Origin of the sequence: Pseudomonas sp. NFACC37-1 (genome assembly GCF_900101575.1) — a bacterium.
Lineage (GTDB): Bacteria > Pseudomonadota > Gammaproteobacteria > Pseudomonadales > Pseudomonadaceae > Aquipseudomonas > Aquipseudomonas fluorescens_AA.
The window spans coordinates 67,534-93,889 of the sequence record NZ_FMUZ01000020.1 but is presented as its reverse complement, the minus strand read 5'-3'; the positions used below and the strand labels follow the sequence as shown (position 1 = coordinate 93,889).

Below are 26,356 nucleotides of genomic sequence, written 5' to 3'. Positions count from 1 at the left end.
CAAAGCTATAAGCCAAGCGCCTTGAAGCGACTCGGTGTTAATGACTCTCTCCTGTTATGTGGCACAGGTAGAAAAATTGTAGTAGTTAATCCAGAAAGTGTAAATCGTAACTTTTTCGTTATGTAACAACAGCAAACGCTTTTATCAATTGGCAGGACATCGTCAATAGATCGACGGCAGTTAACTGCCATTAGTGCCGGTCAAGGTCTCAACGAACGCCTGCCCGCTCATCGGTCGGCCAAATAGATAGCCTTGTAGAAAGTTCACCCCATGGGCGCTCAGGTAGTCGCTTTGTTCGACGGTTTCGACACCCTCGGCAACCATATCCAGGTCCAACTTGCCCGACAGTTCGATGATGCTATCGAGGAGGTGGCGCGACAGGGCGTCGGCACCGATCATCGCGACGAAACTCTGGTCGATCTTCAGGAAGTCCACATTGAACTGGCGCAAGTACGCCAGGCTGGAATGCCCGGTGCCGAAATCGTCGAGGGCGATCTTGACACCCAAATCCCTCAGTTGGTCGAACAGTTGGCGGGTCACGGGTGTCGGTTCGATCAGCTCGCGCTCGGTCAACTCCAGCACCAGGGTCATCGCGCCCGGCGCGAAGGCATTGAGAAACTCGCGACAATCGTCCACCAGCGCCAGATCCCGGCAGTGGCGGGCAGTGATGTTGATGCCGACATGAAACGGCGCTTCGAGTCGAGGCGCAAGCGGCACCAGCAGGTGCATGGTTTGCTGCATCAGCGCGCGGGTCATTGGCACGATCACGCCACTGTGTTCGGCGAAGGGAATGAACAGATCCGGGCGGACCAAGCCTTCCTTGGGATGGTTCCAGCGCATCAGCACCTCGACGCCGGCCCAGCGTTTGCTGTCGCTGTGCACCACCGGTTGCAGGTAGGGCACGAACTCGCCGGCTTCCAGCGCCCGTTGCAATTCACGGCTGGGAGACGAGGCGCGCTTTTGCAGCCAGTGTCCGAGCGTCCCGGCCACAACGCCGAAGAAGATCAGCAAGCTGAACAGCGGCGGATATTCCCTGGCCATGTAGCGCCAGGTTTCACCCTCGTCGAATCCGGCTTCCACATTGAAGGCGTAGCGCGCTGAACCCAGTTCGGTCTGGGCCACAGGCGACCCGGGCAAGGGCGCTGACCGGACCTTGCCGTCCGCCGCCAGCCAATTCGGCCCGACTTGCAGCCGCAGCCGGGTCTGGCGACCGATCAGGCGCAGGACGTTGTCCAGGTGATACCCGTCAAGGGTGGCCAAGGCGCCTTGCCGGCCCTCATTGAGCCGGTAGATCAGCAACGCGGTGTCCGGCGTGACCGGGTTGCCGTCCAGGAGCCACAGCGTGCCTTGGTGATAGTCGCTCGGGTTGACGCGTTCCTCGAAGGCCCCGAACAGCGAGCTGCAATAGAGGTTGTTGTCCCAGATCAGGTTGGTCGAGCGGACAAAGGGCCGGCGCGTCACCTGTTCGCGCAAGGCCAGCTCCACCGCTTCGCAGGGTTGGCCGGCCAGGGGCAATAGTTCACGGGCCGCCAACACGGTGTTGTCGAGCATCAGTTCGATCTGCCTGACCGACTCCTCGGCGGTCTGCCGGGTGTGTTGCGCCAGCGTCCGTTCGGCCTGCATGTACAAAATGGCCAGCCCCGACAGGATCGGCACCAGGCCGCAAAGCAGGGTGACCAGATAGCGACGGGAACGGGTGTGCGAGCGGGTGGCGGTCAAGGGCATCGGCACAACCTGAGGAAAAGGGGGAGGAGGGGAGCGTCGGATGCCGACCATGATAGATGGCCTGTCGGTGACTTGCCTGTCTGTGAACATGCCCGTAATTGTTGCAAGCTGACCCACCGCCATCGCGAGCAAGCTCTGCCCCTAGCACAGGCTCATGACTGTCGGGCCAGTTCGATGAACGCCAGGGTGGCGGGCGAGGCCTGGCGGCTGTCCAATACCGCCAGGCCGATCTGGCGCGGCACCCGCGGCGACAGGGGCCGGGCGACGTAACCGGGATTTCCATCGTCCGGCAACGACCCTTCGGACACCACGCTCACTGCCTCGCCACGCCCGACGACATCCAGGGTGCTGAGCAACTGCGTACAACGAAAACGCACGTTCGGTGTCAGCCGGGCGGCATTGAACAGGCGCGTGACCAGCTCCGACGATCCGGCCTCGGTGTGCACGAAGGGGTCGTTGCACAGGTCCTTGAGGCTCAGGCTGGCCTGGGCGGCGAGGGGATGTGAGGCGGGCAGCAGGGCGACCATCTGATCTTCCAGCAACGCGAACGTATCGAAACGCTCCTCGGGCAGCACCACGAAACCGACGTCGATCCGCCGTTCGTCCAGCCATTGGATGACCTGCCTGTCGGGCCCTTCGTCGATGTGCACTTCGATCCCGGGATGCAAGGCTCGATAGCGCCGCAGGATCCCGGGTAGCAGTTTCATCGATGACGTCGGCCCGAACGAGCCGATACGCAAGGTGCCTCGGCGCATGCCCCGGGCATCGGCGGCTTCCTGACGCAAGGTGTTGGCCAGCCCGAGCATGGCCCGGGCCCGCAGCAGTAGCTGCTGGCCAATGTCGCTGAGCTCCACCACCGACTGATGGCGCCTGAGCAATTCCACGCCCAACTCTTGTTCCAGGGATTTGATGGCGTGGGACACCGCGGACTGGCCAATGCCCAGGCGCGTGGCCGCGGCGGTGAAACCCCGCAGCTCGGCGACCAGGGAGAAGATTTCGAGTTGAGTGAGGGTCATGAGTGATCGCTCATTTTACGATGACAAAGCATGAGCCTGATGATGAGGCATCTGATTCGAATCAGAAAGCAATACAGAACTTTGTGGCGAGGGGATTTATCCCCGTTGGGGCGCGAAGCGGCCCCCTCGAACTCCAGACACACCGAGTCGTCAGGTTTGGGGCCGCTGCGCAGCCCAGCGGGGATAAATCCCCTCGCCACAGGTTTTGTAAGTGACTTCACTTACAGGTTTCGGTGCACCATGAAAACCCTCGAACAAACCGTCCCGATCCCGTCGGACCTGCCGGTCTACCTGAAGCTCGCCATGGTCACCATGATCTGGGGCGGGACCTTCGTGGCCGGCCGGATCCTTGCCGATGCCCTGGCGCCGATGTTTGCCGCCAGCCTGCGGTTCCTGCTGGCGAGTCTCGCGCTGCTGGCGTTTCTCGCCCTGGCCGGGATCCCGCTGGCCAGGCCCACTGTGAAGCAGGGGCTGCAATTGGCGGCGCTGGGGTTCTTCGGCATCTTTTTCTACAACCTGTGCTTCTTCTATGGTTTGCAGTACATCAATGCATCGCGGGCTTCGCTGATCGTGGCCTTGAACCCGGCGGTGATCGGGCTGGCATCCTGGTGGTTGTTCAAGGAGCGGCTCAGCCGCCTGAAAGTGGCGGGCATCGTGCTGTGCATCGGCGGGGCGGGGTTGGTGATTGTCAGTCGTGATCCGTCCTTGCTACAAGGCGCGACGCAGGGCTGGATCGGCGACCTGTTGATTTTTGGCTGCGTGCTGGGCTGGGGCATCTATTCGCTGTTTTCGAAAAAACTCAATGACAGCCTCGGCCCCTTGCAGACCGTGACCTGGTCGATTCTGCTGGGCACGCTGATGTTGTGGCTGACCTGCGCGGTGGCGGGCGAGGTTCGGCTCGACGCCCTGCGTGCACTGGATATGGAGCAATGGCTGAGCCTGTTGTACCTCGGCGTGCTGGGCTCGGCCCTGGCCTATATCGCCTGGTATGACGGCATTCGCCGGATCGGCGCGACCCGCTCTGGCGTATTCATCGCGCTCAACCCGCTGACGGCGGTGCTGCTGGGGGCGTTGCTGCTGGACGAACGGCTTACGGCCTTGATGTGCGTCGGCGGGGGCGTGATCCTGGTGGGTATTTTCCTGTGCAACAAACCCCTTGCGCGGTCGGAGGAAAAGGCGATTTGATTCAGAAGGCGGACAAATCCGGTTACGCTGTGTAGAATCGATTTACGCATATAAGAATAGCGTCTTCTGGCAGCAGAAGCCTCGCCCGCAAGAGCCTTGGGTCGACAATGAAGATACTTGGGTTTCAACTGATCTACGGCGATTTCCTCGCCCGCAGCGTTCGTGGCATTTCCTGCGCGCCGCCCCGTGTCCTCAGCATGGCCTGCAACTAACGTTTTTTGTTAATTGACCAGAATGATGAGGTGCCGACATGGCAGATCTATACGAAAACCCCATGGGCCTGATGGGCTTCGAATTCATTGAATTCGCATCCCCGACCCCCAACATCCTGGAGCCGATCTTCGAGATCATGGGCTTCACCAAAGTGGCCACCCACCGTTCCAAGGATGTGCACCTGTATCGCCAGGGCGCGATCAACCTGATCCTCAACAACGAACCCCACAGCGTGGCCTCGTACTTTGCCGCCGAGCACGGCCCGTCGGTGTGCGGCATGGCGTTCCGGGTCAAGGATTCGCAACTGGCCTACAAGCGCGCCCTGGAACTCGGCGCCCAGCCGATCCACATCGAGACCGGCCCGATGGAGCTGAACCTGCCGGCCATCAAGGGCATCGGCGGTGCGCCGCTGTACCTGATCGACCGTTTTGGCGAAGGCAGCTCGATCTATGACATCGATTTCGTGTTCCTCGAAGGTGTGGACCGCAACCCGATGGGCGCGGGCCTGAAAATCATCGATCACCTGACCCACAACGTGTACCGCGGGCGCATGGCCTACTGGGCCGGCTTCTACGAGAAGTTGTTCAACTTCCGCGAGATCCGTTACTTCGACATCAAGGGCGAATACACCGGCCTGACCTCCAAGGCCATGACCGCCCCGGATGGCATGATCCGCATCCCGTTGAACGAAGAGTCGTCCAAGGGCGCAGGGCAAATCGAAGAGTTCCTGATGCAGTTCAACGGCGAAGGCATCCAGCACGTGGCCTTCCTCACCGATGACCTGATCAAGACCTGGGACCACTTGAAGAGCATCGGCATGCGCTTCATGACCGCGCCGCCGGACACCTACTACGAAATGCTCGAAGGCCGCCTGCCGAACCACGGCGAACCGGTGGATGAACTGCAATCGCGGGGCATTTTGCTCGATGGTGCTTCCGAGCAGGGTGATAAGCGCCTGCTGCTGCAGATCTTCTCGGAAACCCTGATGGGGCCGGTGTTCTTCGAATTCATCCAGCGCAAGGGCGACGACGGCTTTGGCGAAGGCAACTTCAAGGCGCTGTTCGAGTCCATCGAGCGCGACCAGGTGCGTCGTGGTGTGCTGGCGACCGAGTGACACCTGAGTGCAAAAAAGTCCGCCTGGCAGTGTTGCCAGGCGGGCTTTTTATTGAACGACGCAACCCCCTATGGGAGCGAGCTTGCTCGCGATAGCGGTGGGTCGGCTTGCATCAATATTGGCTGATCCGACGCCATCGCGAGCAAGCTCGCTCCCACAGGGGTTGATGTTGGCCTCAAGCCCTGCGCCGCTGCCGCACCAGGTGCTTGAAGCCTTCGAACACCAACACCGCCACGGCCATCCAGATGGGGATGTAGGTCAGCCATTCACCGGCCTTGATGCTTTCGCCCAACAGCAGCGCAACGCCCAGCAGCAAGACCGGCTCGACGTAACTCAACAAGCCGAACAGGCTGAACGGCAGCAGCCGGCTGGCGACGATATAAGACACCAGCGCGCTGACGCTGATCACCCCGAGCAACGGGATCAGCAGCGACAGCCGCGGGTATTGATCGAATACGTGGAACCCCTGTTCACCGCTTTGCACGAACCACAGCGCCACGGGCAGCATCAGGGTCATGTCCAGCCAGAGTCCGCCGAGGTTGTCGGTCTTGATGCGTTTGCGCAGGATGAAATAGATCGGGTAGCCGATCACCACCAGCAAGGTTGCCCAGGAAAAACCACCCACCCGGTACAACTCGTTGAACACGCCAAGGGTGGCGAAGAACACGGCGACTTTCTGCAGGTAGGACAGGCGCTCGCCATAGACGATGCGCCCGGTCAGGACCATCGACAGCGGCAGCAGGAAGTACCCCAGTGACACGTCCAGGCTGTAGCCATTGAGCGGCGCCCACATGAACAGCCACAGCTGCGCGCCCATCAGGGCCGAAGAGACGATTGCCGCGATCAATAGCCTTGGTGTGGCGACCAGGCGTTGGATCAGCGCCGTGACCAGGTGCCAGTCCCGCGTCACCAGCAGGAAGGCGGTCATGCATGGCATCGTCAGCAGCATGCGCCAACCGAAGATCTCCACGCCGCTCAGGGGTGAGAGCAATGAGGTGTAGTAGTACATGACGGCGAACAGCGCAGAGGCCGAGACCGATAGAGCGATGCCTTTGGACACTTTTATTCTCTTGAGGGGAGCAACTAGCACCCTTTGTGGCGAGGGGATTTATCCCCGCTGGGGGCGAAGCCCCCGTTCGTGAAACCTGAGATTTCGTGGTGCCAGGCCCAGGGGGCTGCTTCGCAGCCCAGCGGGGATAAATCCCCTCGCCACAGAGGGTGCACTTCAACGATCTTATGACGTACGCGGCACTCGCCCCGGCACGAAATGACTCACATCATTGAACCCCGGTGTCGACGCATGCCCCGGCGTCACCAGTGAATCGATGAAGGCTTCATCTTCCGCGCTGATCTTCACTGCCTGCGCCTTTATGTAGGAATCCCACTGCTCCTCGGTGCGCGGCCCGACGATCGCCGAGGTCACGGCGCTGTTGTTCAGCACCCAGGCGATGGCGAACTCGACGATGCCCACGCCCCGGCCCTGGGTGTATTGCAGGATCTGCTGGGCAATGCGCAGGGACTCGACCCGCCATTCGGTTTCCAGGATGCGTTTGTCCTGGCGTCCGGCACGGCTGTTGGCGTCTGGTGCCACATCCGGCGCGTACTTGCCGCTGAGCACGCCGCGGGCCAGCGGGCTGAACGGCACCACGCCGAGGCCGTAATTCTGCGCGGCGGTGATCTGCTCGGTTTCCGCCTGGCGGTTGACGATGTTGTACAGCGGTTGGCTGATCACTGGGCGGTCGATGCCCAGGCTGTCGGCGATCCGGATTACCTCGGCGATGCGCCAGCCACGGTAGTTCGACAGGCCCCAATAGCGGATCTTGCCCTGGCGAATCAAGTCGCCGATGGCCGACACGGTGACGTGCAGCGGGGTGTTGTGGTCTTCGCGGTGCAGGTAGTAGATGTCCAGGTAATCGGTGCCCAGGCGCGTCAGGCTGGCTTCGATGCCATTGAACAGGTGCTTGCGGCTCAGGCCGCTGCGGTTGGGCACGCCGTCCGGCGGGCCGAAGCCGACCTTGGTGGCCAGAACCCATTCATGGCGGTGACGGGCGATCGCCTCGCCGACGATTTCCTCGGAGCGACCGTTGGTGTAGACGTCCGCGGTGTCGATGAAATTGATGCCCTGGTCCCAGGCCTTGTCGATGATCCGCAGCGAATCCTCGGTGCTGGTCTGTTCGCCGAACATCATCGTGCCCAGGGTCAACGTCGAGACTTGCAACCCGGAATGGCCTAGCGTGCGGTAGCTCATGACAAGATCCTTTCATCCATGGGAAAGGCTCAATCAAACCCCAGAACAGGCGTGCGGATCAAACGGATTTATTAAACACAGCTGAATCCCTGTGGGAGCGAGCTCGCTCGCGATAGCGGTCGAACAGTCAACATCAATGCCGACTGATCCGGCGCTATCGCGAGCAAGCTCGCTCCCACAGGGAAAAAAGGGCGTCAGGTGCGCAAGGTGCGGGTCATGCGCAGTGCCAGCAGGCTGCCACACACGATCACCCCGGCGAGCAGGTACAACGCCGCGTCGGTCGAACCGGTGGCGTCCTTGACCCAACCCACCAGGTATGGGCTGAGGAAGCCGGCCATCTGCCCCATGGAATTGATCAAGGCCAAGCCACCGGCGGCGGCTCCGGCGCTGAGCAGGGCCGTGGGCACCGGCCAGAACATCGGCAGGCCGGTGAGGGCACCCATGGTGGCGATGGACAGGCCGATGATGGCGATGGCCGGGGTGGTGGCGAAGTTGACGGCGATCAGCAGCCCGACCGCACCCATCAGCATCGGCACCACCAAGTGCCAGCGACGTTCCTTGTGCAGGTCCGCCGAGCGGCCCATCAGCAACATGAACACCGCTGCCAGCAGGTAAGGAATCGCACTCAGCCAGCCAATCACCAGGTTATCGCTGAAACCCAGGTTCTTGATGATCGACGGCAGCCAGAAGTTGATTGCATAAACGCCGCTCTGGATGCAGAAGTACACCAGGCCGAAGGCCCAGATCGCCGGGTTCTTGAACACCGCGAGCAACGAATCGGTGGTGCTTTTTGGCTTGTTGGCCAGGTCTTCGGCATGGTCGGCGGTGAGCACGGCGCGTTCCTGGGCGGTCAGCCATTTGGCGTTGGCGAAGGTGTCGCTGAGCAGGAAGAACGCCAGCGCGCCGAGGATCACCGTCGGAATGCCTTGCAGCAGGAACATCCACTGCCAACCCGCCAGGCCGCCCTGGCCCGCGGCGAAGTGGTTGAGGATCCAGCCGGAAAACGGGCTGCCCAACAGGCCGGACACCGGGATGGCCGACATGAACAACGCCATGATCCGGCCGCGGCGGAACGTCGGAAACCATTGCGAGAGGTACAGCACCACGCCAGGAAAGAACCCGGCTTCAGCGGCGCCGGTAAACAGCCGCAAGGTATAGAACTGGGTGGGGGTGGTGACGAACAACAGGCAGGTCGACAAGGTACCCCAGGTGATCATCATCAGCGCGATCCAGCGCCGTGGGCCGAATTGGGTCAGGGCCAGGTTACTCGGCACGCCACACAGTACGTAGCCGATGAAGAAAATCCCGGCGCCGAGGCCGTACACGGTTTCGCTGAATTTCAAGGCGTCGAGCATCTGCAGCTTGGCGAAGCCAACGTTGACCCGGTCCAAGTAGTTGAACAGGTAGCAGATGAAAATGAACGGGATCAAGCGCAGGGTGATGCGCTTGTAGACGGTATTTTTTTCGTCGGGGGTAGCCAGGAGGGCTGTTGCGCTCTGGGACATGGCGGGTCTCTCTTTATTATGATTTTGGCGAGCCAAGGGGTAACGTTGACCGCCCCTTGAGTCTCGGCCAGCCCAAGGGCCCATGTCTTTGTGCCTGGGCACAGGGTTTGGAGGCAGACCCTGTGCGCCTGACCAAACCCGTGCCTGAAACAACAATCCACGCCGCCTGCAAGGAACACCGTCCATGTTCGAACTCGATCACGACCTGGCACAGGACATCGTCGACCGGGCGATGGCGATCCTGCCGTACAACGTCAATGTCATGGACAATCAGGGACTGATTCTCGGCAGTGGCGAGCGCGAGCGGGTCAATACCCGCCACGAAGGCGCGCAACTGGTCCTGGCCAATGGCCGGGTGGTGGAAATCGACGAGCACACCGCGATGCACCTCAAGGGCGTGCAGCCGGGGATCAACTTGCCGCTGATGCTCGATCAACGGCTGATCGGCGTCCTGGGCATCACCGGCGAGCCTGCGCAACTGCGTACCTATGCCGAACTGGTGCGCATGACCGCCGAGATGCTGGTGGGCCAGCGCAACCAACAGGCCGAACAGCAATGGCGCCGCCAGCGTTGTGATGACTTGCTGGCGTTGCTGCTGGGGGACGCTGGGGATTCGCCGCGACTGCTGGACGAAGCCCGGCAATTGGGGCTCAAGCCACAATTGTCGCGGGTGCCGTACCTGTTCGAGCTGGGCCTGGAGCATGGACCGGGCCAGACCGTCGAGACATTGAGCGCCTGGCTGATGTCGCGCTATCCGGACAGTTGGTGCCTGACGTCGTCCAAATCTTCCTTGCTCTGGTGCCGGCCGGTGACCGCCTCGGTGGAGAACGAACGGTTGCTGGCCAAGCTCGACGGGTTGGGCTGGAGCATTCTGCGCGTGGCGATGGGCGGCCAGGCCGAAGGGCTCGCGGGCCTGCGTCGTTGCTACCGGCGAGTTGGGGACCTGCTGGCCTACGGGCGCGATGTGTTGCCGCAGTCGCGCCTGCTGACGCTTGCCCGTTATCGCCTGCCGGTGATGCTCTGGCGCCATCGCAGCGACGATGCCCTGGATGAATTGCTGAGCCCTTTGCGCAAGGTCATCGCCAAGGACAGCAACGGCCAATTGCTCGCCACCTTGCGCAGTTGGTGCGAGCACGACGGCCAGAGCCAGGCCTGCGCCGACGCGTTGGGCATCCACCGCAACAGCCTGCGCTACCGCATGGAACGCATCGCCGAACTCAGCGGCGTGGATCCGTTGCGGCTGGATGGGATGCTGGCGCTGTACCTGGGGGTGCAACTGTTGCCCCAGACCGCCGAGATCACCCCATAACCTGTGGGAGCGAGCTTGCTCGCGATGAGGCCGGCAGCTTCAACCTGAATCTTCCTGGAAAACCGGTATTTGTGAAATTGAACAATAATGCCCGGTGTCTTTTGTGCGGCAGACCGGCGTCACGGCTGCGGTCAACTGGCAGCATGCTGTGCATCGGAACCGGAGAATAATATGAAAATAATCATCGCCCCCGACTCGTTCAAGGACAGCCTCAGCGCCCAGGGCGTCGCCGATGCCATCGCCCAGGGGCTGGCCCAGGTCTGGCCGGATGCGCAGTTGATCAAGTGCCCGATGGCCGACGGCGGGGAGGGGACGGTGGAGTCGGTGCTGGCAGCCTGCAACGGTCAGTGGCGCCACACCCGTGTTCGTGGTCCGTTGGGTGTCGTCGTCGAGGCACGCTGGGGCTGGTTGGCCGAGAGCCGCACCGCGATCATCGAGATGGCCGAGGCCAGTGGCTTGCAATTGGTAGCGCCGGGGCAGCGCGATGCCTGTGCCAGCAGCACCTACGGCACCGGCGAGCTGATTCGCGCAGCCCTCGATGAAGGCGTCGAACGGGTGATCCTGGCGATTGGCGGCAGTGCCACCAACGACGCCGGCGCCGGTGCGCTGCAGGCCTTGGGCGTGGCATTGCTGGATGACCAGGGCCAACCCCTTCCTCCCGGCGGACTGGCTTTGGCGAACCTGGCACGCCTCGACCTGAGCGACCTCGACCCACGCCTGGCCCACGTCAGTTTCGAGATCGCCGCCGACGTCGATAACCCGCTGTGCGGACCCCATGGCGCATCCGCCGTCTTCGGTCCGCAGAAGGGCGCCTCGGCCTCTCAAGTGCAGGCACTGGACCGGGCCCTGGGGCATTTCGCCGAACAGTGTGCCCAGGCATTGAACAAGGATGTGCGCGACGAGGCGGGCAGCGGTGCCGCTGGCGGCCTGGGTTTCGCGGCCAAGGCATTCCTGCGGGCGCAGTTTCGGACCGGCGTGGACGTCGTCGCCCAGTTGACCGGGCTGGCCGAGGCAATCAGCGGCGCCGACCTGGTGATCACCGGCGAAGGCCGTTTCGACGCCCAGACCCTGCGCGGCAAGACCCCCTTCGGCGTGGCCCGCATCGCCCGCCAGCAGGGCGTACCGGTGGTGATCATTGCCGGCACGCTGGGGGAGGGTTACCAGGCGCTGTACGAACACGGTATCGACGCCGCCTTTGCCCTGGTCAGCGGGCCGATGACTCTGCAAGAAGCCTGCGCCGACGCCCCGCGCCTGCTGAGCGAGCGCGCCCAGGACATCGCTCGGCTGTGGCGGGTGGCGGCCCGATAACGCCCTCGCCACAAAAGCGCTGGCGCGGAGTGGGATTTGAGATAGGGTTGAGGCTGGATTCCGCGCGACCAGGAGACGTACATGCGCTTTTCAGCCTTGACCCAACGCATCACCGGCGACGGTGCCGCTGCCTGGGATATTCACGACCGGGCGCTGGCCATGCGCGAACAGGGCATGGATGTGTTGTTGCTGTCAGTGGGTGACCCGGATTTCGATACACCGCGGGCCATCGTCGATGCGGCGGTGGGCAGCCTGCGGGCTGGCGACACTCATTATTCGGACATCCGCGGCCTGCACACCCTGCGTTCCAGCATTGCCCGGCGTCACCGCCTGCGCTGCGGCCAGGGGGTAGGCGCCGAACATGTGGTTGTGCTGCCGGGGGCGCAATGCGCGGTGTACGCGGTCGCGCAATGCCTGCTCAACGCAGGCGACGAAGTCATCGTCGCAGAGCCGATGTATGTCACCTACGAAGCGGTGTTCGGTGCCTGCGGGGCAAAAGTGGTGCCGGTGGCGGTTCGCCCGGAGAACGGTTTTCGGGTCGAACCGGCGGACGTTGCCCGTCTTGTGACCCCGCGTACCCGGGCGATGCTGCTCAACAGCCCGAACAACCCGTCCGGCGCCAGCCTGCCGATGTCCACCTGGCAAGCCTTGGCACGGTTGTGCATCGAACATGACCTGTGGCTGATCAGTGACGAGGTCTACAGCGACCTGATCTACGAAGGCGAACACATCAGCCCGGCCAGCCTGCCGGGCATGGCCGAGCGCACCGCGACGATCAACAGCCTATCCAAATCCCACGCCATGACAGGGTGGCGCATCGGCTGGGTCATCGGGCCGCAGGCGCTGGCCGGGCACTTGGCGAACCTGTCGCTGTGCATGCTGTTCGGCTTGCCGGATTTCGTGCAACGCGCCGCCCAGGTCGCGCTGGAGCAGGCTCTGCCTGAGGTGGCGCAGATGCACGAGGAATATCGCCAGCGCCGCGACCTGGTCTGCGCCATGCTCGATGACTGCCCGGGCCTCAAGCCGGTGCGGCCCGATGGCGGCATGTTCGTGATGGTCGACGTGCGCCAGACGGGCCTCGACGCCCAGGCGTTTGCCGAGCGGCTGTTGGACGGGTATGGCGTGTCGGTGCTGGCCGGCGAGGCGTTCGGGCCGAGTGCGGCGGGGCATATTCGGATCGGGTTGGTGGTCGATCAGGTGAAACTGGCGGAGGCGTGTAGGCGGATTGCCTCGTGTGCCGGTCAGTCTTTACAAGTGCGCTGAAGTTTCACAATGCTCAATCGCAGTGTATTCACAAAGAGCTCACGATCCAGAAAAGGGGTAATCCGGTAAAGCTTTGTAGACAGTGTGTGAAATTGTGTAAGGGGTTTGGCTCTGGGTGGGTGAGGGCGTATATCCTTGGCAGCTTGAGGTTTTTCTGCACCTGTTACACCGCAATCGCGAGCAAGCTCGCTCCCACAGTGGTTTTGTGTCGTCCCCAAGACCCTTGTGGGAGCGAGCTTGCTCGCGATAGCGGCATGGCCGGCGCCACAGCACTTTCTGGAAACACCATGCCCAACATCCTCCTGGTGGAAGACGACACCGCACTCTCTGAACTGATCGCCAGTTACCTGGAGCGCAACGGCTATCAGGTCAGTGTCCTCAGCCGTGGCGATCATGTGCGTGAGCGGGCGCGGGTCGATCCGCCGGACCTGGTGATCCTCGACCTGATGTTGCCGGGGTTGGACGGCTTGCAGGTCTGCCGCTTGCTGCGGGCCGACTCGGCGACCTTGCCGATCCTGATGCTCACCGCCCGGGACGACAGCCACGACCAGGTCCTGGGCCTGGAGATGGGCGCTGACGACTACGTCACCAAACCGTGCGAGCCCCGAGTATTGCTGGCGCGGGTGCGCACCTTGTTACGGCGCAGCAGCCTCATCGAGCCGCAGACGGCCAACGACCGCATCCTGGTGGGCAACCTGTGCATCGACCTGTCCGAGCGCACGGTGACCTGGCGCGGGCAGGCGGTGGAATTGTCCAGCGGTGAATACAACCTGCTGGTGGTGCTGGCCCGGCATTCCGGCGAAGTGCTGAGCCGCGACCAGATCCTGCAACGCTTGCGGGGTATTGAATTCAACGGCACCGACCGTTCGGTGGACGTGGCGATTTCCAAGTTGCGGCGCAAGTTCGACGACAACGCCGACGAAGCCCGCAAGATCAAGACCGTGTGGGGCAAGGGCTATCTGTTCAGCCGTTCCGAGTGGGAATGCTGAACCGATGTGGAAGCTGCTGATCCGCCTCTACCTGGTCACCATCGTGTCCTACAGCGCGGCGATCTACCTGATGCCGGAACTGGTGGTGCGCCTATTCCATGAGCGTTTCCTGACCTACAACCTCGATTATTCCCGGGGCCTGCAAACCTTGTTGGTCAAGCAGTTCCGCGCTGTGCCCAGCGAACAGTGGCCGACGCTGGCGGCGCAGATGGACAAGGAATTCAACCCGCTGCGCATTGAGCTGGCCGCCATCGGTGACAACGGTTTCAGCGCCGAGGAGCAGGCGCGTCTCAAGCGTGGCGAGAATGTGGTGCGCCTTGGCGAATGGGCCTGGCGAACCCTGGCGGCGGCACCGCTGGATGAGCGCACGGCGGTGAAGATGGTCGTGCCGCCGGACCCGGCCGATGTCAGCTGGTTGTACTGGAGCATCAACGTGTTGATCGGCGCGACGATGCTGGCCTGCCTGTTGCTCTGGCTGCGGCCTCACTGGCGCGACCTGGAACGCCTGCGGCGCACCGCCGAGCGTTTCGGCAAAGGTCATCTGGGGGAGCGTACGCACATTGCCTCCAGTTCGAACATCGGCAGCCTGGCCCATGTGTTCGACACGATGGCGGGGGACATCGAGAACCTGCTCAACCAACAGCGGGATCTGCTCAACGCTGTGTCCCACGAACTGCGCACGCCCCTGACGCGACTCGACTTCGGCCTGGCCCTGGCGCTGTCCGATGATCTGCCGGCACCGAGTCGCGAGCGTCTGCAAGGGCTGGTGGCGCACATTCGCGAGCTGGATGAGTTGGTGCTGGAGCTGCTGTCCTACAGCCGGTTGCAAAACCCGCAGCACTTGCCCGAACGGGTCGAAGTGGCGCTGGACGAATTCATCGACAGCATCCTGGGCAGCGTCGACGAGGACCTGACGGCGCCGGACGTGGTGATTGATGTGTTGTTGCATGGGACGCTGGAGCGTTTTGTGCTGGACCCACGGCTGACCGCACGGGCGTTGCAGAACCTGCTGCGCAATGCCATGCGGTATTGCGAAAAGCACATCCAGATCGGCGTGCTGGTGGGTGATCGAGGCTGTGAGATCTGGGTCGACGACGACGGCATCGGCATTCCCGACAGCGAACGCGAGCGTGTGTTCGAGCCGTTCTACCGTCTGGACCGCAGCCGCGACCGCGCCACGGGCGGCTTCGGCCTCGGCCTGGCCATCAGCCGCCGGGCCCTGGAAGCCCAGGGCGGCACCTTGACGGTGGGAGCCTCTCCCTTGGGTGGCGCGCGCTTCAGACTATGGCTGCCAACACCACCCTGATGCATCCTCGACCCCCGTAGGAGCTCGTAGGAGCTGACGAGTGAAACGAGGCTGCGATCTTGCCCCAGACAATTGAGTCGCAAGCAAAAGATCAAGATCAAGATCAAGATCAAAAGATCGCAGCCTTCGGCAGCTCCTACGCAAGGTAGCCCCTTACCCAAACAACCCCGCCGCAATATTGATCGAAAACCCCAGGATCGCCGTATTGAACACAAACCCGATCAACGACTGCGCCAATACGATCTTGCGCAGTTGCCGGGTGGCGACCCCCACGTCGGACGTCTGCACCGCGACCCCGATGGTGAAAGAGAAATACAGGAAATCCCAATAGTTGGGCGTGGTCAGCCCTTCGGCAAAGCGCAGTGCCGGCTCCTTGCCCTCCCAGGTGTAATACAGCCGTGCGTAGTGAACGCTGAAAATCACCCCGATCAGCAACCATGAGCCGATCACGGTCATTGCCGTGAAGCCGTAATGCAACAGCTTGCCAGCGGCTTGCAGGTCGCGGCTGCCGGCCAGCTCGAAGGTGATGGTCGCCAGGCTGGCCAATGCCGCGACGCAGACCGTCAGCAGCACCACCCCGGCATTTTCATCTTCGATTTCGGCGATGCGCTTCACATCGGGCGCCTTGGCCCGCACGGTCAGCCAGAACATCAGCACCAGGTAGGTCCAGACCCCGGCATTCCAGCCGATCAGGATCTTGCTGATGATCGAGTCCACGGGAACCAGGATACCCACCGCCAGGCCAAGGACCGTGGCGCTGGAAAGACGCGGATGGGTACGGGCGAGGAAGGGCATGGAGGCTCACTGTCCGGAAAAGAGGCGCCTAGTATGAGCCATCAAGCGAAGGGGCGACTGTCTATCGCGCTGGATTCGATCAACTGCACGCCCGCTTCCTGCATCCGCCGGATCGCCGCCTCCATCGAGCCTCCCTGTCGATGTCCGGGTTGCAGCCTTTGCGAATGACCAGCTTGGCATGGTAGCTGAACGGCCCGGGGCCCGTGTGTAGACTGACTCACCGCTATCGCGAGCAAGCTCGCTCCCACACTGGATCTCCAGTGAATCTAAAACCTGCGCCCGGCCCAAATCCCACTGTGGGAGCGAGCTTGCTCGCGATGACGGCGGCCCATTCAACATTGATGCAAGCTGACCCACCGCTTTCGCGAGCAAGCCCGCTCCCACATTGGAGCTGCGGTGAACACATGATGGATGGCTTGCAGAAAAAATCTCCCTGCACGGGGTCGTGTCTTTCGTCGAAAATATTTCAGGTTTGATGGCTTTTTGACATTTGGTTCGTGCGTCCCTGTCACGATTCAGTACAATCGCCGACCTCCAACCGGGCATGGAAGCAGTACGGCTCTTCTGTTACGAGAAAAAACCATGCTCATCGGCAGTTATTCCCCCGCCCTCGTTTCGATTTCCTTGTTTGTTGCCGTGCTGGCTTCCTACACCGCCCTGGATCTGGCCGGGCGTATCGCCACCGCCCAGGGGCGTGCCGCGCATTTTTGGATGACCGGGGGCGCGCTGGCGATGGGGGTGGGCATCTGGTCCATGCACTTCATCGGCATGCTGGCGTTCACCTTGCCGGTTGAGCTTGGCTACGATGTCCCGATCACCGCGCTGTCACTGCTGACCGCCATTCTTTCCAGCGGTTTTGCCCTGTGGCTGGTCAGCCAACCGCGATTGCCGGCGTGGCAGTTGGCCTTCGGAGCGCTGATCATGGGCGCCGGAATCAGCGCCATGCATTACACCGGCATGGCCGCGCTGCGGATGCAGCCGGGCATCGATTATGACCCGACGCTGTTCGGGGCTTCGCTGGTGATAGCTGTCGGCGCCTCGGCGGCGGCACTGTGGATTGCCTTTCGCCTGCGCCAGAACAGCCCCCACGTGCGTCTGGCTCGTGCGGGCGCCGCGGTGGTCATGGGCATCGCCATCGTCGGCATGCACTATACCGGCATGGCCGGGGCGCGATTCAGCGAGGGCAGCTTTTGTGGTTCTCTGGACGGCTTGAGCGGCAAGGGCCTGGACAATCTGGTGTTGATCACCACCCTGGCGGTGCTGGCCATTGCCTTGCTGACCTCGATTCTCGACGCACGCCTGGAAGCCCGCACCGCCGAGCTGGCCCAGTCCCTGACCCGGGCCAACCGGGAACTGACCCAGTTGGCCCTGCACGACCCCCTCACCGGGCTGCCCAACCGTGTGTTGTTGGCCGACCGGATCGACCAGGCCATGCATCGGGTGCAAGAGCAGGGCGGCTGCTTCGCCTTGATGTTCATCGACCTCGATGGTTTCAAGCCGGTCAACGATGCCTTTGGTCACCACATGGGCGATTTGTTGCTACGGGACGTGGCTCTGCGCCTGCGCGAAGACCTGCGCAGCCAGGACACCCTGGCGCGGATCGGTGGTGATGAGTTCGTGCTGCTGGTGCAACTGGCCGAGCCCGACGATGCCCTGCGACTGGCGGCACGCCAGGTCGGCTTGATCGGGCGCACGTTCCGGGTGTCTGAACATGACTTGCAGATCTCCGCCAGCGTCGGCATCGCCCTTTACCCTGGCAACGGCCAGAGCGCCGAAGAGCTGCTGATGAACGCCGACGCGGCGATGTACCACGCCAAGGGCGCCGGCAAAAATGGCTACAGTTTTTTCGACGCCTCGATGAACAGTAACGCTCGCAAGCAATTGCAGCTGCTGCAAGACTTGCGCATGGCCGTCGAACAGCGGCAGTTCAGCCTGCATTACCAGCCCAAGTTCGACGCGGCCAATGGTCGTCCGGTCGGGGCCGAAGCCTTGTTGCGCTGGACCCATCCGACCCAAGGCATGCTGATGCCCGACACATTCATCGACCTGGCGGAAAAGACCGGGTTGATCATTCCCATCGGCGAATGGGTGTTGAACGAAGCCTGTCGGCAGATGCGCGAATGGTACGTGCTCGGTTATACCGACTGGCGCATCGCGGTGAACCTCTCGGCCTTGCAGTTCTGTCACACCGGTCTGGTGCAGAGCGTGGCCAAGGCCTTGGAAACGCATAAGCTGCCCGCCAACAGCCTGACCCTGGAAATCACCGAAACCACCGCCATGAGCGATGCGGACGCGAGCATGACGGTGTTGCAACTGCTCTCGGACATGGGCGTGGATTTGTCCATCGACGACTTTGGCACCGGCTATTCGAGCCTGATGTACCTCAAGCGCCTGCCGGCCAACGAGCTGAAGATCGATCGTGGCTTCGTGCGGGACCTGGAGCATGACAGCGATGACGCGGCCATCGTCTCGGCCATCGTCGCCCTCGGCCAGGCCCTGGGCCTACGGATCGTCGCCGAAGGCGTGGAGACCGACGTGCAACAAGACTTCCTGACCCAGCTGGGCTGCGATTCGCTGCAGGGCTATCTGTTGGGCCATCCGCTGCCGGCCGAGCGTTTTCTGCAGAACATCCGCCAGGCGAAAACCGTGGCGATAGCCTGACCCTCTCAGGAGACGATATCGAACGCCGTGCTGCCCAGCCGCTCGCCGTTGACCAACAGGTGCACGGCATGCCGGCCCGCGTAGTGTTTGCGGGTGGTCAGCTCGCGAATACGTTGCGAACGGCTGAGGTTGACGCGACCCTGGGCGGGCAAGTCGAAGGTCTTGAGTTTGAAGACCTTGGCCGAGGTGCCGCCCGAGGCTTTCACGTAGTCGACGGCATAGTCGATCACCAGGCGCTGGCTCTGCCCGAGGGTTGATTGCACCGTGAAGGACAGTGTGACCTGTTCTCCCAAGCGGATCACCGCCGGCGTCACCTGCAAATCCAGCACTTGGACCTGCGCCTTGCCGCCGGCACCGATGACCCCCAGTGCCCTGGGGTTGCCTTGTTTGATCAAGCTACGCAGCGCATGCCGGGCGATCCACGCGGTGCGGCGGTCTTGCAATGGCCAGCCTTCGATCTGGTCCAGCACCCAGTCGGGATGCTGCTTGGTGACGTCGTTGAGGTGGTTGGCCACGGATTTGCGCACATAAAGGCTGTCGTCGGCCTTGAGCGTGTCGAGGATCGCGGCGGCCAGGTCGGGGTTGGCCTGGATTGGCTCCAAGTGAAACGACCACGGCAGGCGCGGCCGGCTGCCTTCGCTGGCCAGGCGGCGCACGTGCTCGTTGGCGTCCAGTGCCCAGTCGTGCATGACCTTGAGGGTACGTTCCAGGTCGTCCCGCAAGAAGTGCCGCACGGCGAACTCCGACGAGCCGAACCGGGTGAAATACTGGAGCGCGTCCAACGACACGTCGAAGTGATTGCGACCGTAAGACGCCACGTAGTGCGGCAGGAACATGCTGACAAACATGCTGTTCAGGCGCGGGGCCAGGGCCCGCAGCACTTCCAGCGATGCCTCGTAATCGAGAGGCAGCACTGCGTGCAGGCACTCACTGACCCGGGCCATGCGCTGCATCACCGACAACTCGGCCAGCCCGTCGTTGGCCATGTTCAGGAACGCCTTGGTGTCGAAGGCCGGATACACCGCGCGCATTTCGCTGGCGATGTGTTCCAGGCGGGCGTTGTTGAAGATTTCCTTGAGGGCAGGGGAGGCAGTGGTCGAAGTCGTCATGGCAGGGTCCGTCGTGCAGGGCTTGTCACTATATCCTGTGGCGAGGGCGCTTGCTCCCGCTCGGCTGCGTTGTAGGAGCTGCCGAAGGCTGCGATCTTTTGATCTTTCGCTTGGGATTCAAGTGTCTTGGGGAAGATCGCAGCCTCGTTGCACTCGACAGCTCCTACGAGCTCCTACGAGCTCCTACGAGCTCCTGCGAATTCCTACGAGCTTCTACGGTAAAAGGAATGATTTGCCGCCCGCGAAGTCCCAGATTCAGTCCCTCGAATAACTGGAGTTTTTTCTATGCGCAAACCCACCCTGATCGCCAGCCTGGTCCTGATTGCCGGCCTTGGAACCCTTGGGCCTGTTGCGCAAGCGGTCGAGAAAACCGGAGACGCCCTGGAGCATTCGCCGAGCAATGGCCGCAGGCTGGTGGAGAACGACCGGGTACCGGCGGACTATCAGCGCGCGGACAGGGCCATGAAAGACTGGAAACAGAAGAAGCTGGAACAGCCGACAAGCGAGCAGCAATGGGTGCAGATCGACGACAAGTACCTGCTGATCGAAACCGTGTCCGGCGCGATCGTCAAGATCGTGCCGGCCACACGTTAAATCTTCAGAGCACTTCGCCTTTGTCCCATAGCTGAACCAGCTCGCCGGGTGCCCGGTCCTCGGGCACCTGCAGCACCATCTCGTCGTCCTGGTCGTTGGCGCGATAACGCACCTCGATCTGGAAAAACCGCTGGTCGCCGCGCCCGGGCGTGGAGGAGGTCAGCGGCAGGCAGCCCTCCAGGACCGAACAGATGCGTGTGCGCTGGTCGAGGTCGCACTGGGCGAACTCGATTTCCCGTGGCCGGGTCAGTGCATGGATGGCGGCCACGCCGCCCTGGCGCGACAGCCGTACCACGGCTTTGTCGTCGAGGTCTGGAAGGGTTTTCATCAGCTCTCCTGTGTCAGGTCAACGCCGACCTGGGTCCAGCCGTTCTGTACCGCTTGCACTTCCCGCGTGCCGAAGCGCTGGCGGGCATGCTCGACGGTCAAGCGGGCGAAGGCGCTGAAGGACGCGTCATTGGGCAGTCTTCGGTCGCACAAGGTGTCATACCAGATCCGGCCGGCCTTTTCCCAGGCAAATCCGCCCAGCGTGGTCGCCACCAGATAAAAGGCTCGGTTGGGAATGCCGGAGTTGATGTGCACGCCACCGTTGTCTTCACGGGTAATGACGAATTCGCGCATGTGCGCCGGTTGCGGGTCTTTGCCCAGCAGTGGGTCATCGTAGGCGCTGCCGGGGTTGGACATGCTGCGCAGGCCGTCACCGTTGATCTTGTCGGTGAGCAGGTCGGCGCCGATCAGCCAGTCGGCCTGGTCGGCGGTCTGTTCGAGCACGAACTGCTTGACCAACACACCGAACACGTCGGAGATGGACTCATTCAGCGCACCGGACTGGTTGGCGTAGATCAACCCGGCTTCGCTTTCGGTGACGCCATGGGCCAGTTCGTGGGCCACCACGTCCAGGGAGCGGGTGAAGCGCTGGAAGATTTCGCCGTCGCCGTCGCCAAACACCATTTGTGCACCGTTCCAGAAGGCGTTTTCATAGCCCTGGCCGTAATGCACGCTGCCCACCAGGGCGAAGCCTTTGTTGTCGATGGAATCGCGCCCCAGGACCTTCCAGAAAAAATCATAGGTGGCGCCCAGGGCATCGTAGGCCTCGTCCACGGCCGGGTCGCCACTGGCCCGCTGGCCTTCCAGGCGTACCGGCTGGCCGGGCAGTTCCATGCCGTTCTGGGCATCGTGCACGCTGCGTTGCGGGTGTCCGGCCTTGCCGGACTTGGGCAGCGCTGCCGCGACGGGCGGGGTGCTGGGTGGGCCAGGGTTGTGTCGTAGGCTGCGCACATGAGTCAAGGTGCCGAGGGCGCTGGAACGTTGCTGTTCGGAACCGTGGGCGATGATGCGGTTGAGGATGTACGGGGGAATGAAACCGTGGTGCGGGCGAGAGTCGATCATCAGAAGGTCCTTATCTGAAATGCAGGGTCGATACCCATGTGAACCGAATAGGCCGTTGCGGTTCCCTATTGCATGAATAGCCTGATAAAACACAGTTCCATACGAAGCTATGGGGGCTGTGGCGAGGGGATTTATCCCCGCTGGGTTGCGGAGCGACCCCCAGAAATTTCTATATGGCCGTAGCGTCTGGGAGCGCTTCGCACTCCAGCGGGGATAAATCCCCTCGCCACAAAGGATTGCCATATGCCTGGAATTCTGCGAAAAACCGGCGCCTGAAACGACACGGAAATACGCCATGAATGAAGAACTGCAAATCATCGACCTGCACCAGGGCGACGGCAAAAGCGTAGTCAAAGGTGCGCTGATCACCACCCAATACCGCGGCACCCTCGAAGACGGCACCGAATTCGATTCGTCCTACAGTCGGGGCAAACCCTTCCAATGCGTGATCGGCACGGGGCGTGTCATCAAGGGCTGGGACCTGGGCCTGATGGGCATGCAAGTCGGCGGCAAGCGCAAGTTGCTGGTGCCGGCCCACCTGGCCTACGGTGAACGGTCCATGGGCGCCCACATCAAGCCCAACGCCAACCTGATCTTTGAAATCGAGTTGCTGGAAGTGCTGACCCGGGACGATTGAGGGCAGAAACCGATCGGTGCGCTTGTTCCATTGTGGAGTGAAAGATGAACGCAGAACGTCATGACGTAGGCGTGTCCCAAGTGGCCGCAGCGATTGCCGAGCCGGCCCGTACCCGAATGCTCTGCGCCTTGATGGATGGCCATGCCCGCACCAGCACCGAATTGGCGAGCATCGCCGAGGTCAGCGCCTCGACCGCCAGTGCCCACCTGGCGAAACTCAAGGACCTGACCTTGGTGCGCCTGCACATCCAGGGCCGGCATCGTTACTACAGCCTGGCGGACCCACGTGTCGCCCAGGCCCTCGAAGCGCTGATGGTGATCGGCCAGAACGCTGCGCCGACCTTCACGCCACACACACCGGATCGCCTGCAATTCGCCCGCACCTGCTACGACCACATGGCTGGCACCCTGGCGGTGCGGCTGCATGATCGCCTGATCGAGGCCGGGTGGCTGGTGGAGGTGCCAGAACAGGGCTATCGGTTGAGTGAGTCCGGCGTGGGGCTGTTCGAGGGGTTGGGCATTGACCTCCAGGCCCTCGCCGCGAAACGCCGTCGATTCGCTTGCCCCTGCCTGGACTGGAGCATGCGCCGTCCGCACCTGGGCGGCGCCCTGGGAGCGGCGTTGCTGCAAGTGGCGATCAAGCGCAAGTGGGTGATCCAGGACCTGGATAGCCGGGCACTGGGGGTGACGGCCAGTGGGCGTCGGGCGCTGGCGGGGCGGTTTGGGATCAGTGCCGAAATCGACGGCATACCCACTGGCGCTATCGCGAGCAAGCTCGCTCCGACAGTGGGTCTGCGCTGAACACAGGGTTGATGTCCGCCGACAGACCCTGTGGGAGCGAGCTGGCTCGCGATAGCCATTTCAGCATCACCCCCCATCATCAAGCCATATGCCTACGTCGATACTCATCCGGCGTGGTGCCCATCATTTTGCGAAACATGCTGATGAACGCCGAGGCGCTGCTGTAGCCCAGGTCCAGGCCAATGGTTTCCACGCTCTGGCCACGTTCGAGCAGGGCCAGGGCCTCGATGACTTTCAGGCGCTGGCGCCATTCCACCAGGGACATGCCCAGGTCCCGTTGGGCCCGGCGCATCAGCGTGCGTTCGGTGGTGTTGGCGGCGCGGGCCAGTTGCGGCAAGGAGCGCGGGTCGCTGGGGTTCGCCTCCAGGGCCCGCAATACGGGGCCCAGCAATGGATCATCCGAGGAGGGCAGGTAGCTACCGGCCTGGGGTGCCTGAGTCAGCTTGTCCACCAGCACCTGCAACAAGCGCTGCTGCTCGGGTGTCTGCGGTTGGCTCGGCGGGTCGCTGCGCAGCTCTTCCAGCAACGCGCGGATCAGTGGGCTCAAGGTCAGCGCGCAGGGGACGGCCGGCAGCGCAGCGCACAGTTCGGCCGCCAAGTACAACGAGCAATGGCAGGCCTCATGCCGATTGAACCCAACGTGTTCCATGTCCGGCGGCAGCCAGATGCCGTACTGCGGTGGCGCCAGGTAATGGTGCTGGGCGATCTCGATTTCCATCACTCCACTGTAGGAGTAGACGAACTCACCCCAGGCATGCCGATGCCGGGGGTAAGTGGCATGGGCCGGCATGCAGGCGCTGCGAAAGAAAATCGGCGAGGGCAGAGCCGCGTCGAACGGAGGCATTTTCAGATGTTGGGCTGGAGGCTGCATATCGACCGCAATGGCGGATTACCGGGATGGCTTGTCGGGTAATCACTATATCCAGCAAAGGTGTCAGGCAGACAATCCTTTCATCCATTTCTGCCCAAAGGACTTTTCCCATGACCACCCGCCGCGCCCTGGATGGCCGGGTCAGTGCCCTGATGACCGGACTCTGTGCCATCTGGGGTTTCCAGCAAGTCGCGATCAAGGCCAGCGCCGCCGACATGGCGCCGATGCTGCAACTGGGCGTGCGCTCGGCCATTGCCGCGGTACTGGTCTGGCTGTTGGTGCTGGCGCGAGGTGAACGCCTGTCCCTGGCCGATGGCAGTTGGCGTCCTGGCCTGTTGGTGGGATTGTTGTTTGCCCTGGAGTTCGTGATGGTGGGCGAAGGCCTGCGGCATACGACGGCTTCGCACATGGTGATTTTCCTGTACACCGCCCCGATGTTCGCCGCACTCGGTTTGCACTGGAAACTGCCGAGCGAACGCCTCAAGCCGGCGCAATGGCTGGGCATCGCGGTTGCCTTCGGCGGGATCGTGGTGGCCTTCAGTGGCGGCTCGGGGGCGGCGCACGGCAGCTCGTTGCTCGGTGACGGAATGGGCTTGCTGGCCGGTGCGCTGTGGGGCGCGACCACGGTGACGGTCCGTTGTTCGCGATTGACGGACCTGCCCGCCAGCCAGACACTGCTGTATCAACTGGTGGGCGCCGGGGTGCTGCTGATCGGGATGTCCGTGGCGTTGGCGCAAACGACGATCAACCCCACGCCGCAACTCATTGCCAGCCTGGCGTTCCAGGTGTTGCTGGTGTCCTTCGCCAGTTTCCTGATCTGGTTCTCGCTGCTGCGCCGTTACCTCGCCTCGCAATTGGGCGTGCTGTCGTTCATGACGCCGCTGTTTGGCATCGGTTTTGGTGTCTGGTTGCTGGACGAGCCGCTGGAGCCGAACTTTATCGTTGGCGCGGTCCTGGTGCTGGGCGGGATCTTGCTGGTCAGCGGTTACGGCTGGTTTCACCAGCGCTGGGGGCGATGGTTGGTATTGCGGCGGGAGTAATGGGAGTAGCAGACGCTGGGGCCTGTAGGAGCTGGCGAAGCCTGCGATCTTTTGATCTTTCGCTTGGGACTCAAGTGTCTCGGGAAAGATCGCAGCCTCGTTTCACTCGTCAGCTCCTACACAGCTAGCTTCTGCACCGCTCTTACGGGTTCGAGGGAGCAGGCTCCCTCGTCATGAAAGCCCTGATGCTGCCGGGGAGGTCAAACCTTGACGATCCAACCCGCCGGCGCTTCCACGTCGCCGGTCTGCACGCCGGTCAGCTCTTTGTAGAGCTTCTGGGTGATTGGGCCGACTTCGGTTTCGCTGTGGAACACGTGCAGCTTGTCCTTGTAGCTGATGCCGCCGATCGGGGTGATCACCGCCGCGGTACCGCAAGCACCGGCTTCCTTGAAGTCCGACAGCTTGTCGATGAACACGTCGCCTTCGATCACTTCCAGGCCCAGGCGCGATTTGGCCAGTTCGATCAACGACAGGCGAGTGATGCCCGGCAGGACCGAAGGGGATCTTGGGGTGACGAATTTGTTGTCGTGGGTGATGCCGAAGAAGTTGGCCGAGCCGACTTCCTCGATTTTCGAATGGGTCATCGGGTCCAGGTAGATGCAGTCGGCGAAACTGGCCTTCTTGGCCTGGGAGCCGGGCATCAGGCTGGCGGCATAGTTGCCACCGACCTTGGCCGCACCGGTGCCTTGCGGGGCGGCGCGGTCGAAGCTGGAGATCAGGAAGTTGTGCGGGGTCAGGCCGCCCTTGAAGTAGGCGCCGACCGGAATGCAGAAAATCGAGAAGATGAACTCAGGCGCGGTGCGCACGCCGATGTTGTCACCCACGCCGATCACGAACGGGCGCAGGTACAGCGCGCCGCCGGTGCCATACGGCGGGATGAAGCGCTCGTTGGCGCGAACCACTTGCTTGCAGGCTTCGACGAACTGCTCGGTGTCGACCTGCGGCATCAGCAGGCGGGCGCAGCTGCGCTGCATGCGGGCGGCGTTCTGGTCCGGGCGGAACAGGTTGATCGAGCCGTCCTTGCAGCGATAGGCCTTCAGGCCTTCGAAGCACTGCTGACCGTAGTGCAGGGCTGTGGAGCCCTCGCTGATGTGCAGCACGTTGTCGTCGGTCAGGGTGCCCGCGTCCCAGGCGCCATCGCGCCAGTGCGACAGGTAGCGCTTGTCGGTCTTGATGTAGTCAAAGCCCAGTTTGTCCCAATTGATGCTCTCGTTACCCATGACACCCTCTATTGCTTAACAACCGTCGAAACGGTTCAAGGCTTCTGACGTTTTTTGGA

23 protein-coding genes are annotated in these 26,356 nt (G+C 62.5%); 12 read left to right on the top strand and 11 right to left on the bottom strand.

Annotation, left to right across the window (positions count from 1 at the left end; translation table 11 throughout):
* Positions 1–180 precede the first annotated feature (180 nt).
* Both BLP82_RS19855 and BLP82_RS19850 read right to left on the bottom strand, forming a co-directional pair.
* On the bottom strand, positions 181–1,725 hold the full coding sequence (locus BLP82_RS19855) for an EAL domain-containing protein (RefSeq protein WP_092172035.1): 1,545 nt from the start codon (positions 1,723–1,725) through the stop codon (positions 181–183).
* 152 nt (positions 1,726–1,877) lie between these two features.
* Positions 1,878–2,741, bottom strand: a complete 864-nt coding sequence (locus BLP82_RS19850) for a LysR family transcriptional regulator (protein WP_092172032.1) — start codon at positions 2,739–2,741, stop codon at positions 1,878–1,880.
* Between the two features lie 240 nt (positions 2,742–2,981).
* Here BLP82_RS19850 and BLP82_RS19845 point away from each other — a divergent pair, with 240 nt between their 5' ends.
* Both BLP82_RS19845 and hppD read left to right on the top strand, forming a co-directional pair.
* On the top strand, positions 2,982–3,926 hold the full coding sequence (locus BLP82_RS19845) for a DMT family transporter (RefSeq protein ID WP_092172029.1): 945 nt from the start codon (positions 2,982–2,984) through the stop codon (positions 3,924–3,926).
* Between the two features lie 250 nt (positions 3,927–4,176).
* Entirely contained in the window at positions 4,177–5,253 is a 1,077-nt protein-coding gene (gene hppD, locus BLP82_RS19840; RefSeq protein ID WP_092172026.1) for a 4-hydroxyphenylpyruvate dioxygenase, read from the top strand.
* 175 nt (positions 5,254–5,428) lie between these two features.
* Here the strand turns inward: hppD and rarD are convergent, their stop codons facing one another.
* From rarD to BLP82_RS19825, 3 genes are all read right to left on the bottom strand, one after another.
* Positions 5,429–6,313, bottom strand: a complete 885-nt coding sequence (gene rarD, locus BLP82_RS19835) for an EamA family transporter RarD (protein ID WP_092172024.1) — start codon at positions 6,311–6,313, stop codon at positions 5,429–5,431.
* A gap of 174 nt (positions 6,314–6,487) precedes the next feature.
* Positions 6,488–7,501: an aldo/keto reductase gene (locus BLP82_RS19830; RefSeq protein WP_092172021.1), complete on the bottom strand. Its 1,014-nt coding sequence runs from the start codon at positions 7,499–7,501 to the stop codon at positions 6,488–6,490.
* 194 nt (positions 7,502–7,695) lie between these two features.
* On the bottom strand, positions 7,696–9,006 hold the full coding sequence (locus BLP82_RS19825; RefSeq protein WP_092172016.1) for an MFS transporter: 1,311 nt from the start codon (positions 9,004–9,006) through the stop codon (positions 7,696–7,698).
* 184 nt (positions 9,007–9,190) lie between these two features.
* Here BLP82_RS19825 and BLP82_RS19820 point away from each other — a divergent pair, with 184 nt between their 5' ends.
* The 5 genes from BLP82_RS19820 to BLP82_RS19800 all read left to right on the top strand — a co-directional run bounded on the left by BLP82_RS19820 (position 9,191) and on the right by BLP82_RS19800 (position 15,181).
* On the top strand, positions 9,191–10,315 hold the full coding sequence (locus tag BLP82_RS19820) for a sugar diacid recognition domain-containing protein (protein WP_092172011.1): 1,125 nt from the start codon (positions 9,191–9,193) through the stop codon (positions 10,313–10,315).
* A gap of 171 nt (positions 10,316–10,486) precedes the next feature.
* Positions 10,487–11,623: a glycerate kinase gene (locus tag BLP82_RS19815; protein WP_092172006.1), complete on the top strand. Its 1,137-nt coding sequence runs from the start codon at positions 10,487–10,489 to the stop codon at positions 11,621–11,623.
* Between the two features lie 81 nt (positions 11,624–11,704).
* Positions 11,705–12,886, top strand: coding sequence for a pyridoxal phosphate-dependent aminotransferase (locus BLP82_RS19810; protein ID WP_092172002.1), 1,182 nt, complete (start codon positions 11,705–11,707; stop codon positions 12,884–12,886).
* A gap of 287 nt (positions 12,887–13,173) precedes the next feature.
* Complete coding sequence (locus BLP82_RS19805) at positions 13,174–13,875, top strand: response regulator (protein WP_060741688.1); 702 nt, start codon at positions 13,174–13,176, stop codon at positions 13,873–13,875.
* A gap of 4 nt (positions 13,876–13,879) precedes the next feature.
* Positions 13,880–15,181, top strand: coding sequence for an ATP-binding protein (locus BLP82_RS19800; protein ID WP_092171998.1), 1,302 nt, complete (start codon positions 13,880–13,882; stop codon positions 15,179–15,181).
* 153 nt (positions 15,182–15,334) lie between these two features.
* Here BLP82_RS19800 and BLP82_RS19795 read toward each other — a convergent pair whose 3' ends face one another.
* Positions 15,335–15,976 (bottom strand): DUF1345 domain-containing protein, encoded by a 642-nt coding sequence (locus BLP82_RS19795; RefSeq protein WP_092171993.1) that lies wholly within the window; start codon positions 15,974–15,976, stop codon positions 15,335–15,337.
* Positions 15,977–16,558: 582 nt separating this feature from the next.
* Between BLP82_RS19795 and BLP82_RS19785 the strand changes: the two genes are divergently transcribed.
* Positions 16,559–18,637: a putative bifunctional diguanylate cyclase/phosphodiesterase gene (locus BLP82_RS19785; protein WP_092171986.1), complete on the top strand. Its 2,079-nt coding sequence runs from the start codon at positions 16,559–16,561 to the stop codon at positions 18,635–18,637.
* 5 nt (positions 18,638–18,642) lie between these two features.
* Here BLP82_RS19785 and BLP82_RS19780 read toward each other — a convergent pair whose 3' ends face one another.
* On the bottom strand, positions 18,643–19,746 hold the full coding sequence (locus tag BLP82_RS19780; protein WP_092171982.1) for a DNA alkylation repair protein: 1,104 nt from the start codon (positions 19,744–19,746) through the stop codon (positions 18,643–18,645).
* Between the two features lie 285 nt (positions 19,747–20,031).
* Here BLP82_RS19780 and BLP82_RS19775 point away from each other — a divergent pair, with 285 nt between their 5' ends.
* A complete protein-coding gene (locus tag BLP82_RS19775; protein ID WP_092171978.1) occupies positions 20,032–20,340 on the top strand; it encodes an RcnB family protein in 309 nt (102 codons plus the stop codon).
* A 4-nt stretch (positions 20,341–20,344) separates the two neighbouring features.
* Here the strand turns inward: BLP82_RS19775 and BLP82_RS19770 are convergent, their stop codons facing one another.
* Entirely contained in the window at positions 20,345–20,668 is a 324-nt protein-coding gene (locus BLP82_RS19770; protein WP_092171974.1) for a protealysin inhibitor emfourin, read from the bottom strand.
* Positions 20,668–21,729: a M4 family metallopeptidase gene (locus BLP82_RS19765; protein WP_092171969.1), complete on the bottom strand. Its 1,062-nt coding sequence runs from the start codon at positions 21,727–21,729 to the stop codon at positions 20,668–20,670. Before BLP82_RS19765 ends, BLP82_RS19770 begins: the two co-directional genes overlap by 1 nt.
* A gap of 295 nt (positions 21,730–22,024) precedes the next feature.
* Here BLP82_RS19765 and BLP82_RS19760 point away from each other — a divergent pair, with 295 nt between their 5' ends.
* Both BLP82_RS19760 and BLP82_RS19755 read left to right on the top strand, forming a co-directional pair.
* Positions 22,025–22,366, top strand: a complete 342-nt coding sequence (locus tag BLP82_RS19760) for an FKBP-type peptidyl-prolyl cis-trans isomerase (protein ID WP_060741696.1) — start codon at positions 22,025–22,027, stop codon at positions 22,364–22,366.
* Positions 22,367–22,410: 44 nt separating this feature from the next.
* Positions 22,411–23,166: an ArsR/SmtB family transcription factor gene (locus tag BLP82_RS19755; RefSeq protein WP_092171965.1), complete on the top strand. Its 756-nt coding sequence runs from the start codon at positions 22,411–22,413 to the stop codon at positions 23,164–23,166.
* Between the two features lie 79 nt (positions 23,167–23,245).
* Here BLP82_RS19755 and BLP82_RS19750 read toward each other — a convergent pair whose 3' ends face one another.
* Positions 23,246–24,037, bottom strand: coding sequence for an AraC family transcriptional regulator (locus tag BLP82_RS19750; RefSeq protein WP_092171962.1), 792 nt, complete (start codon positions 24,035–24,037; stop codon positions 23,246–23,248).
* A gap of 110 nt (positions 24,038–24,147) precedes the next feature.
* On the opposite strand from BLP82_RS19750, the gene BLP82_RS19745 reads away from it, so the two are divergent.
* A complete protein-coding gene (locus tag BLP82_RS19745) occupies positions 24,148–25,077 on the top strand; it encodes a DMT family transporter (protein WP_092171958.1) in 930 nt (309 codons plus the stop codon).
* A 200-nt stretch (positions 25,078–25,277) separates the two neighbouring features.
* Here BLP82_RS19745 and BLP82_RS19740 read toward each other — a convergent pair whose 3' ends face one another.
* Entirely contained in the window at positions 25,278–26,297 is a 1,020-nt protein-coding gene (locus BLP82_RS19740) for a branched-chain amino acid aminotransferase (RefSeq protein WP_092171955.1), read from the bottom strand.
* Positions 26,298–26,356: the final 59 nt, after the last annotated feature.

Excerpts from the sequence above, each read along its gene's own strand:
- BLP82_RS19845 (WP_092172029.1), top strand. The coding sequence starts at position 2,982 with ATGAAAACCCTCGAACAAACCGTCCCGATCCCGTCGGACCTGCCGGTC.
- BLP82_RS19760 (WP_060741696.1), top strand. The coding sequence starts at position 22,025 with ATGAATGAAGAACTGCAAATCATCGACCTGCACCAGGGCGACGGCAAA.
- BLP82_RS19750 (WP_092171962.1), bottom strand. The coding sequence starts at position 24,037 with ATGCAGCCTCCAGCCCAACATCTGAAAATGCCTCCGTTCGACGCGGCT.
- BLP82_RS19770 (WP_092171974.1), bottom strand. The coding sequence starts at position 20,668 with ATGAAAACCCTTCCAGACCTCGACGACAAAGCCGTGGTACGGCTGTCG.
- BLP82_RS19795 (WP_092171993.1), bottom strand. The coding sequence starts at position 15,976 with ATGCCCTTCCTCGCCCGTACCCATCCGCGTCTTTCCAGCGCCACGGTC.
- BLP82_RS19775 (WP_092171978.1), top strand. The coding sequence starts at position 20,032 with ATGCGCAAACCCACCCTGATCGCCAGCCTGGTCCTGATTGCCGGCCTT.
- BLP82_RS19745 (WP_092171958.1), top strand. The coding sequence starts at position 24,148 with ATGACCACCCGCCGCGCCCTGGATGGCCGGGTCAGTGCCCTGATGACC.
- hppD (WP_092172026.1), top strand. The coding sequence starts at position 4,177 with ATGGCAGATCTATACGAAAACCCCATGGGCCTGATGGGCTTCGAATTC.
- BLP82_RS19820 (WP_092172011.1), top strand. The coding sequence starts at position 9,191 with ATGTTCGAACTCGATCACGACCTGGCACAGGACATCGTCGACCGGGCG.
- BLP82_RS19755 (WP_092171965.1), top strand. The coding sequence starts at position 22,411 with ATGAACGCAGAACGTCATGACGTAGGCGTGTCCCAAGTGGCCGCAGCG.
- BLP82_RS19815 (WP_092172006.1), top strand. The coding sequence starts at position 10,487 with ATGAAAATAATCATCGCCCCCGACTCGTTCAAGGACAGCCTCAGCGCC.
- BLP82_RS19740 (WP_092171955.1), bottom strand. The coding sequence starts at position 26,297 with ATGGGTAACGAGAGCATCAATTGGGACAAACTGGGCTTTGACTACATC.
- BLP82_RS19810 (WP_092172002.1), top strand. The coding sequence starts at position 11,705 with ATGCGCTTTTCAGCCTTGACCCAACGCATCACCGGCGACGGTGCCGCT.
- BLP82_RS19765 (WP_092171969.1), bottom strand. The coding sequence starts at position 21,729 with ATGATCGACTCTCGCCCGCACCACGGTTTCATTCCCCCGTACATCCTC.
- BLP82_RS19785 (WP_092171986.1), top strand. The coding sequence starts at position 16,559 with ATGCTCATCGGCAGTTATTCCCCCGCCCTCGTTTCGATTTCCTTGTTT.
- BLP82_RS19830 (WP_092172021.1), bottom strand. The coding sequence starts at position 7,501 with ATGAGCTACCGCACGCTAGGCCATTCCGGGTTGCAAGTCTCGACGTTG.
- BLP82_RS19805 (WP_060741688.1), top strand. The coding sequence starts at position 13,174 with ATGCCCAACATCCTCCTGGTGGAAGACGACACCGCACTCTCTGAACTG.
- BLP82_RS19850 (WP_092172032.1), bottom strand. The coding sequence starts at position 2,741 with ATGACCCTCACTCAACTCGAAATCTTCTCCCTGGTCGCCGAGCTGCGG.
- BLP82_RS19825 (WP_092172016.1), bottom strand. The coding sequence starts at position 9,006 with ATGTCCCAGAGCGCAACAGCCCTCCTGGCTACCCCCGACGAAAAAAAT.
- BLP82_RS19855 (WP_092172035.1), bottom strand. The coding sequence starts at position 1,725 with ATGCCCTTGACCGCCACCCGCTCGCACACCCGTTCCCGTCGCTATCTG.
- BLP82_RS19780 (WP_092171982.1), bottom strand. The coding sequence starts at position 19,746 with ATGACGACTTCGACCACTGCCTCCCCTGCCCTCAAGGAAATCTTCAAC.
- BLP82_RS19800 (WP_092171998.1), top strand. The coding sequence starts at position 13,880 with ATGTGGAAGCTGCTGATCCGCCTCTACCTGGTCACCATCGTGTCCTAC.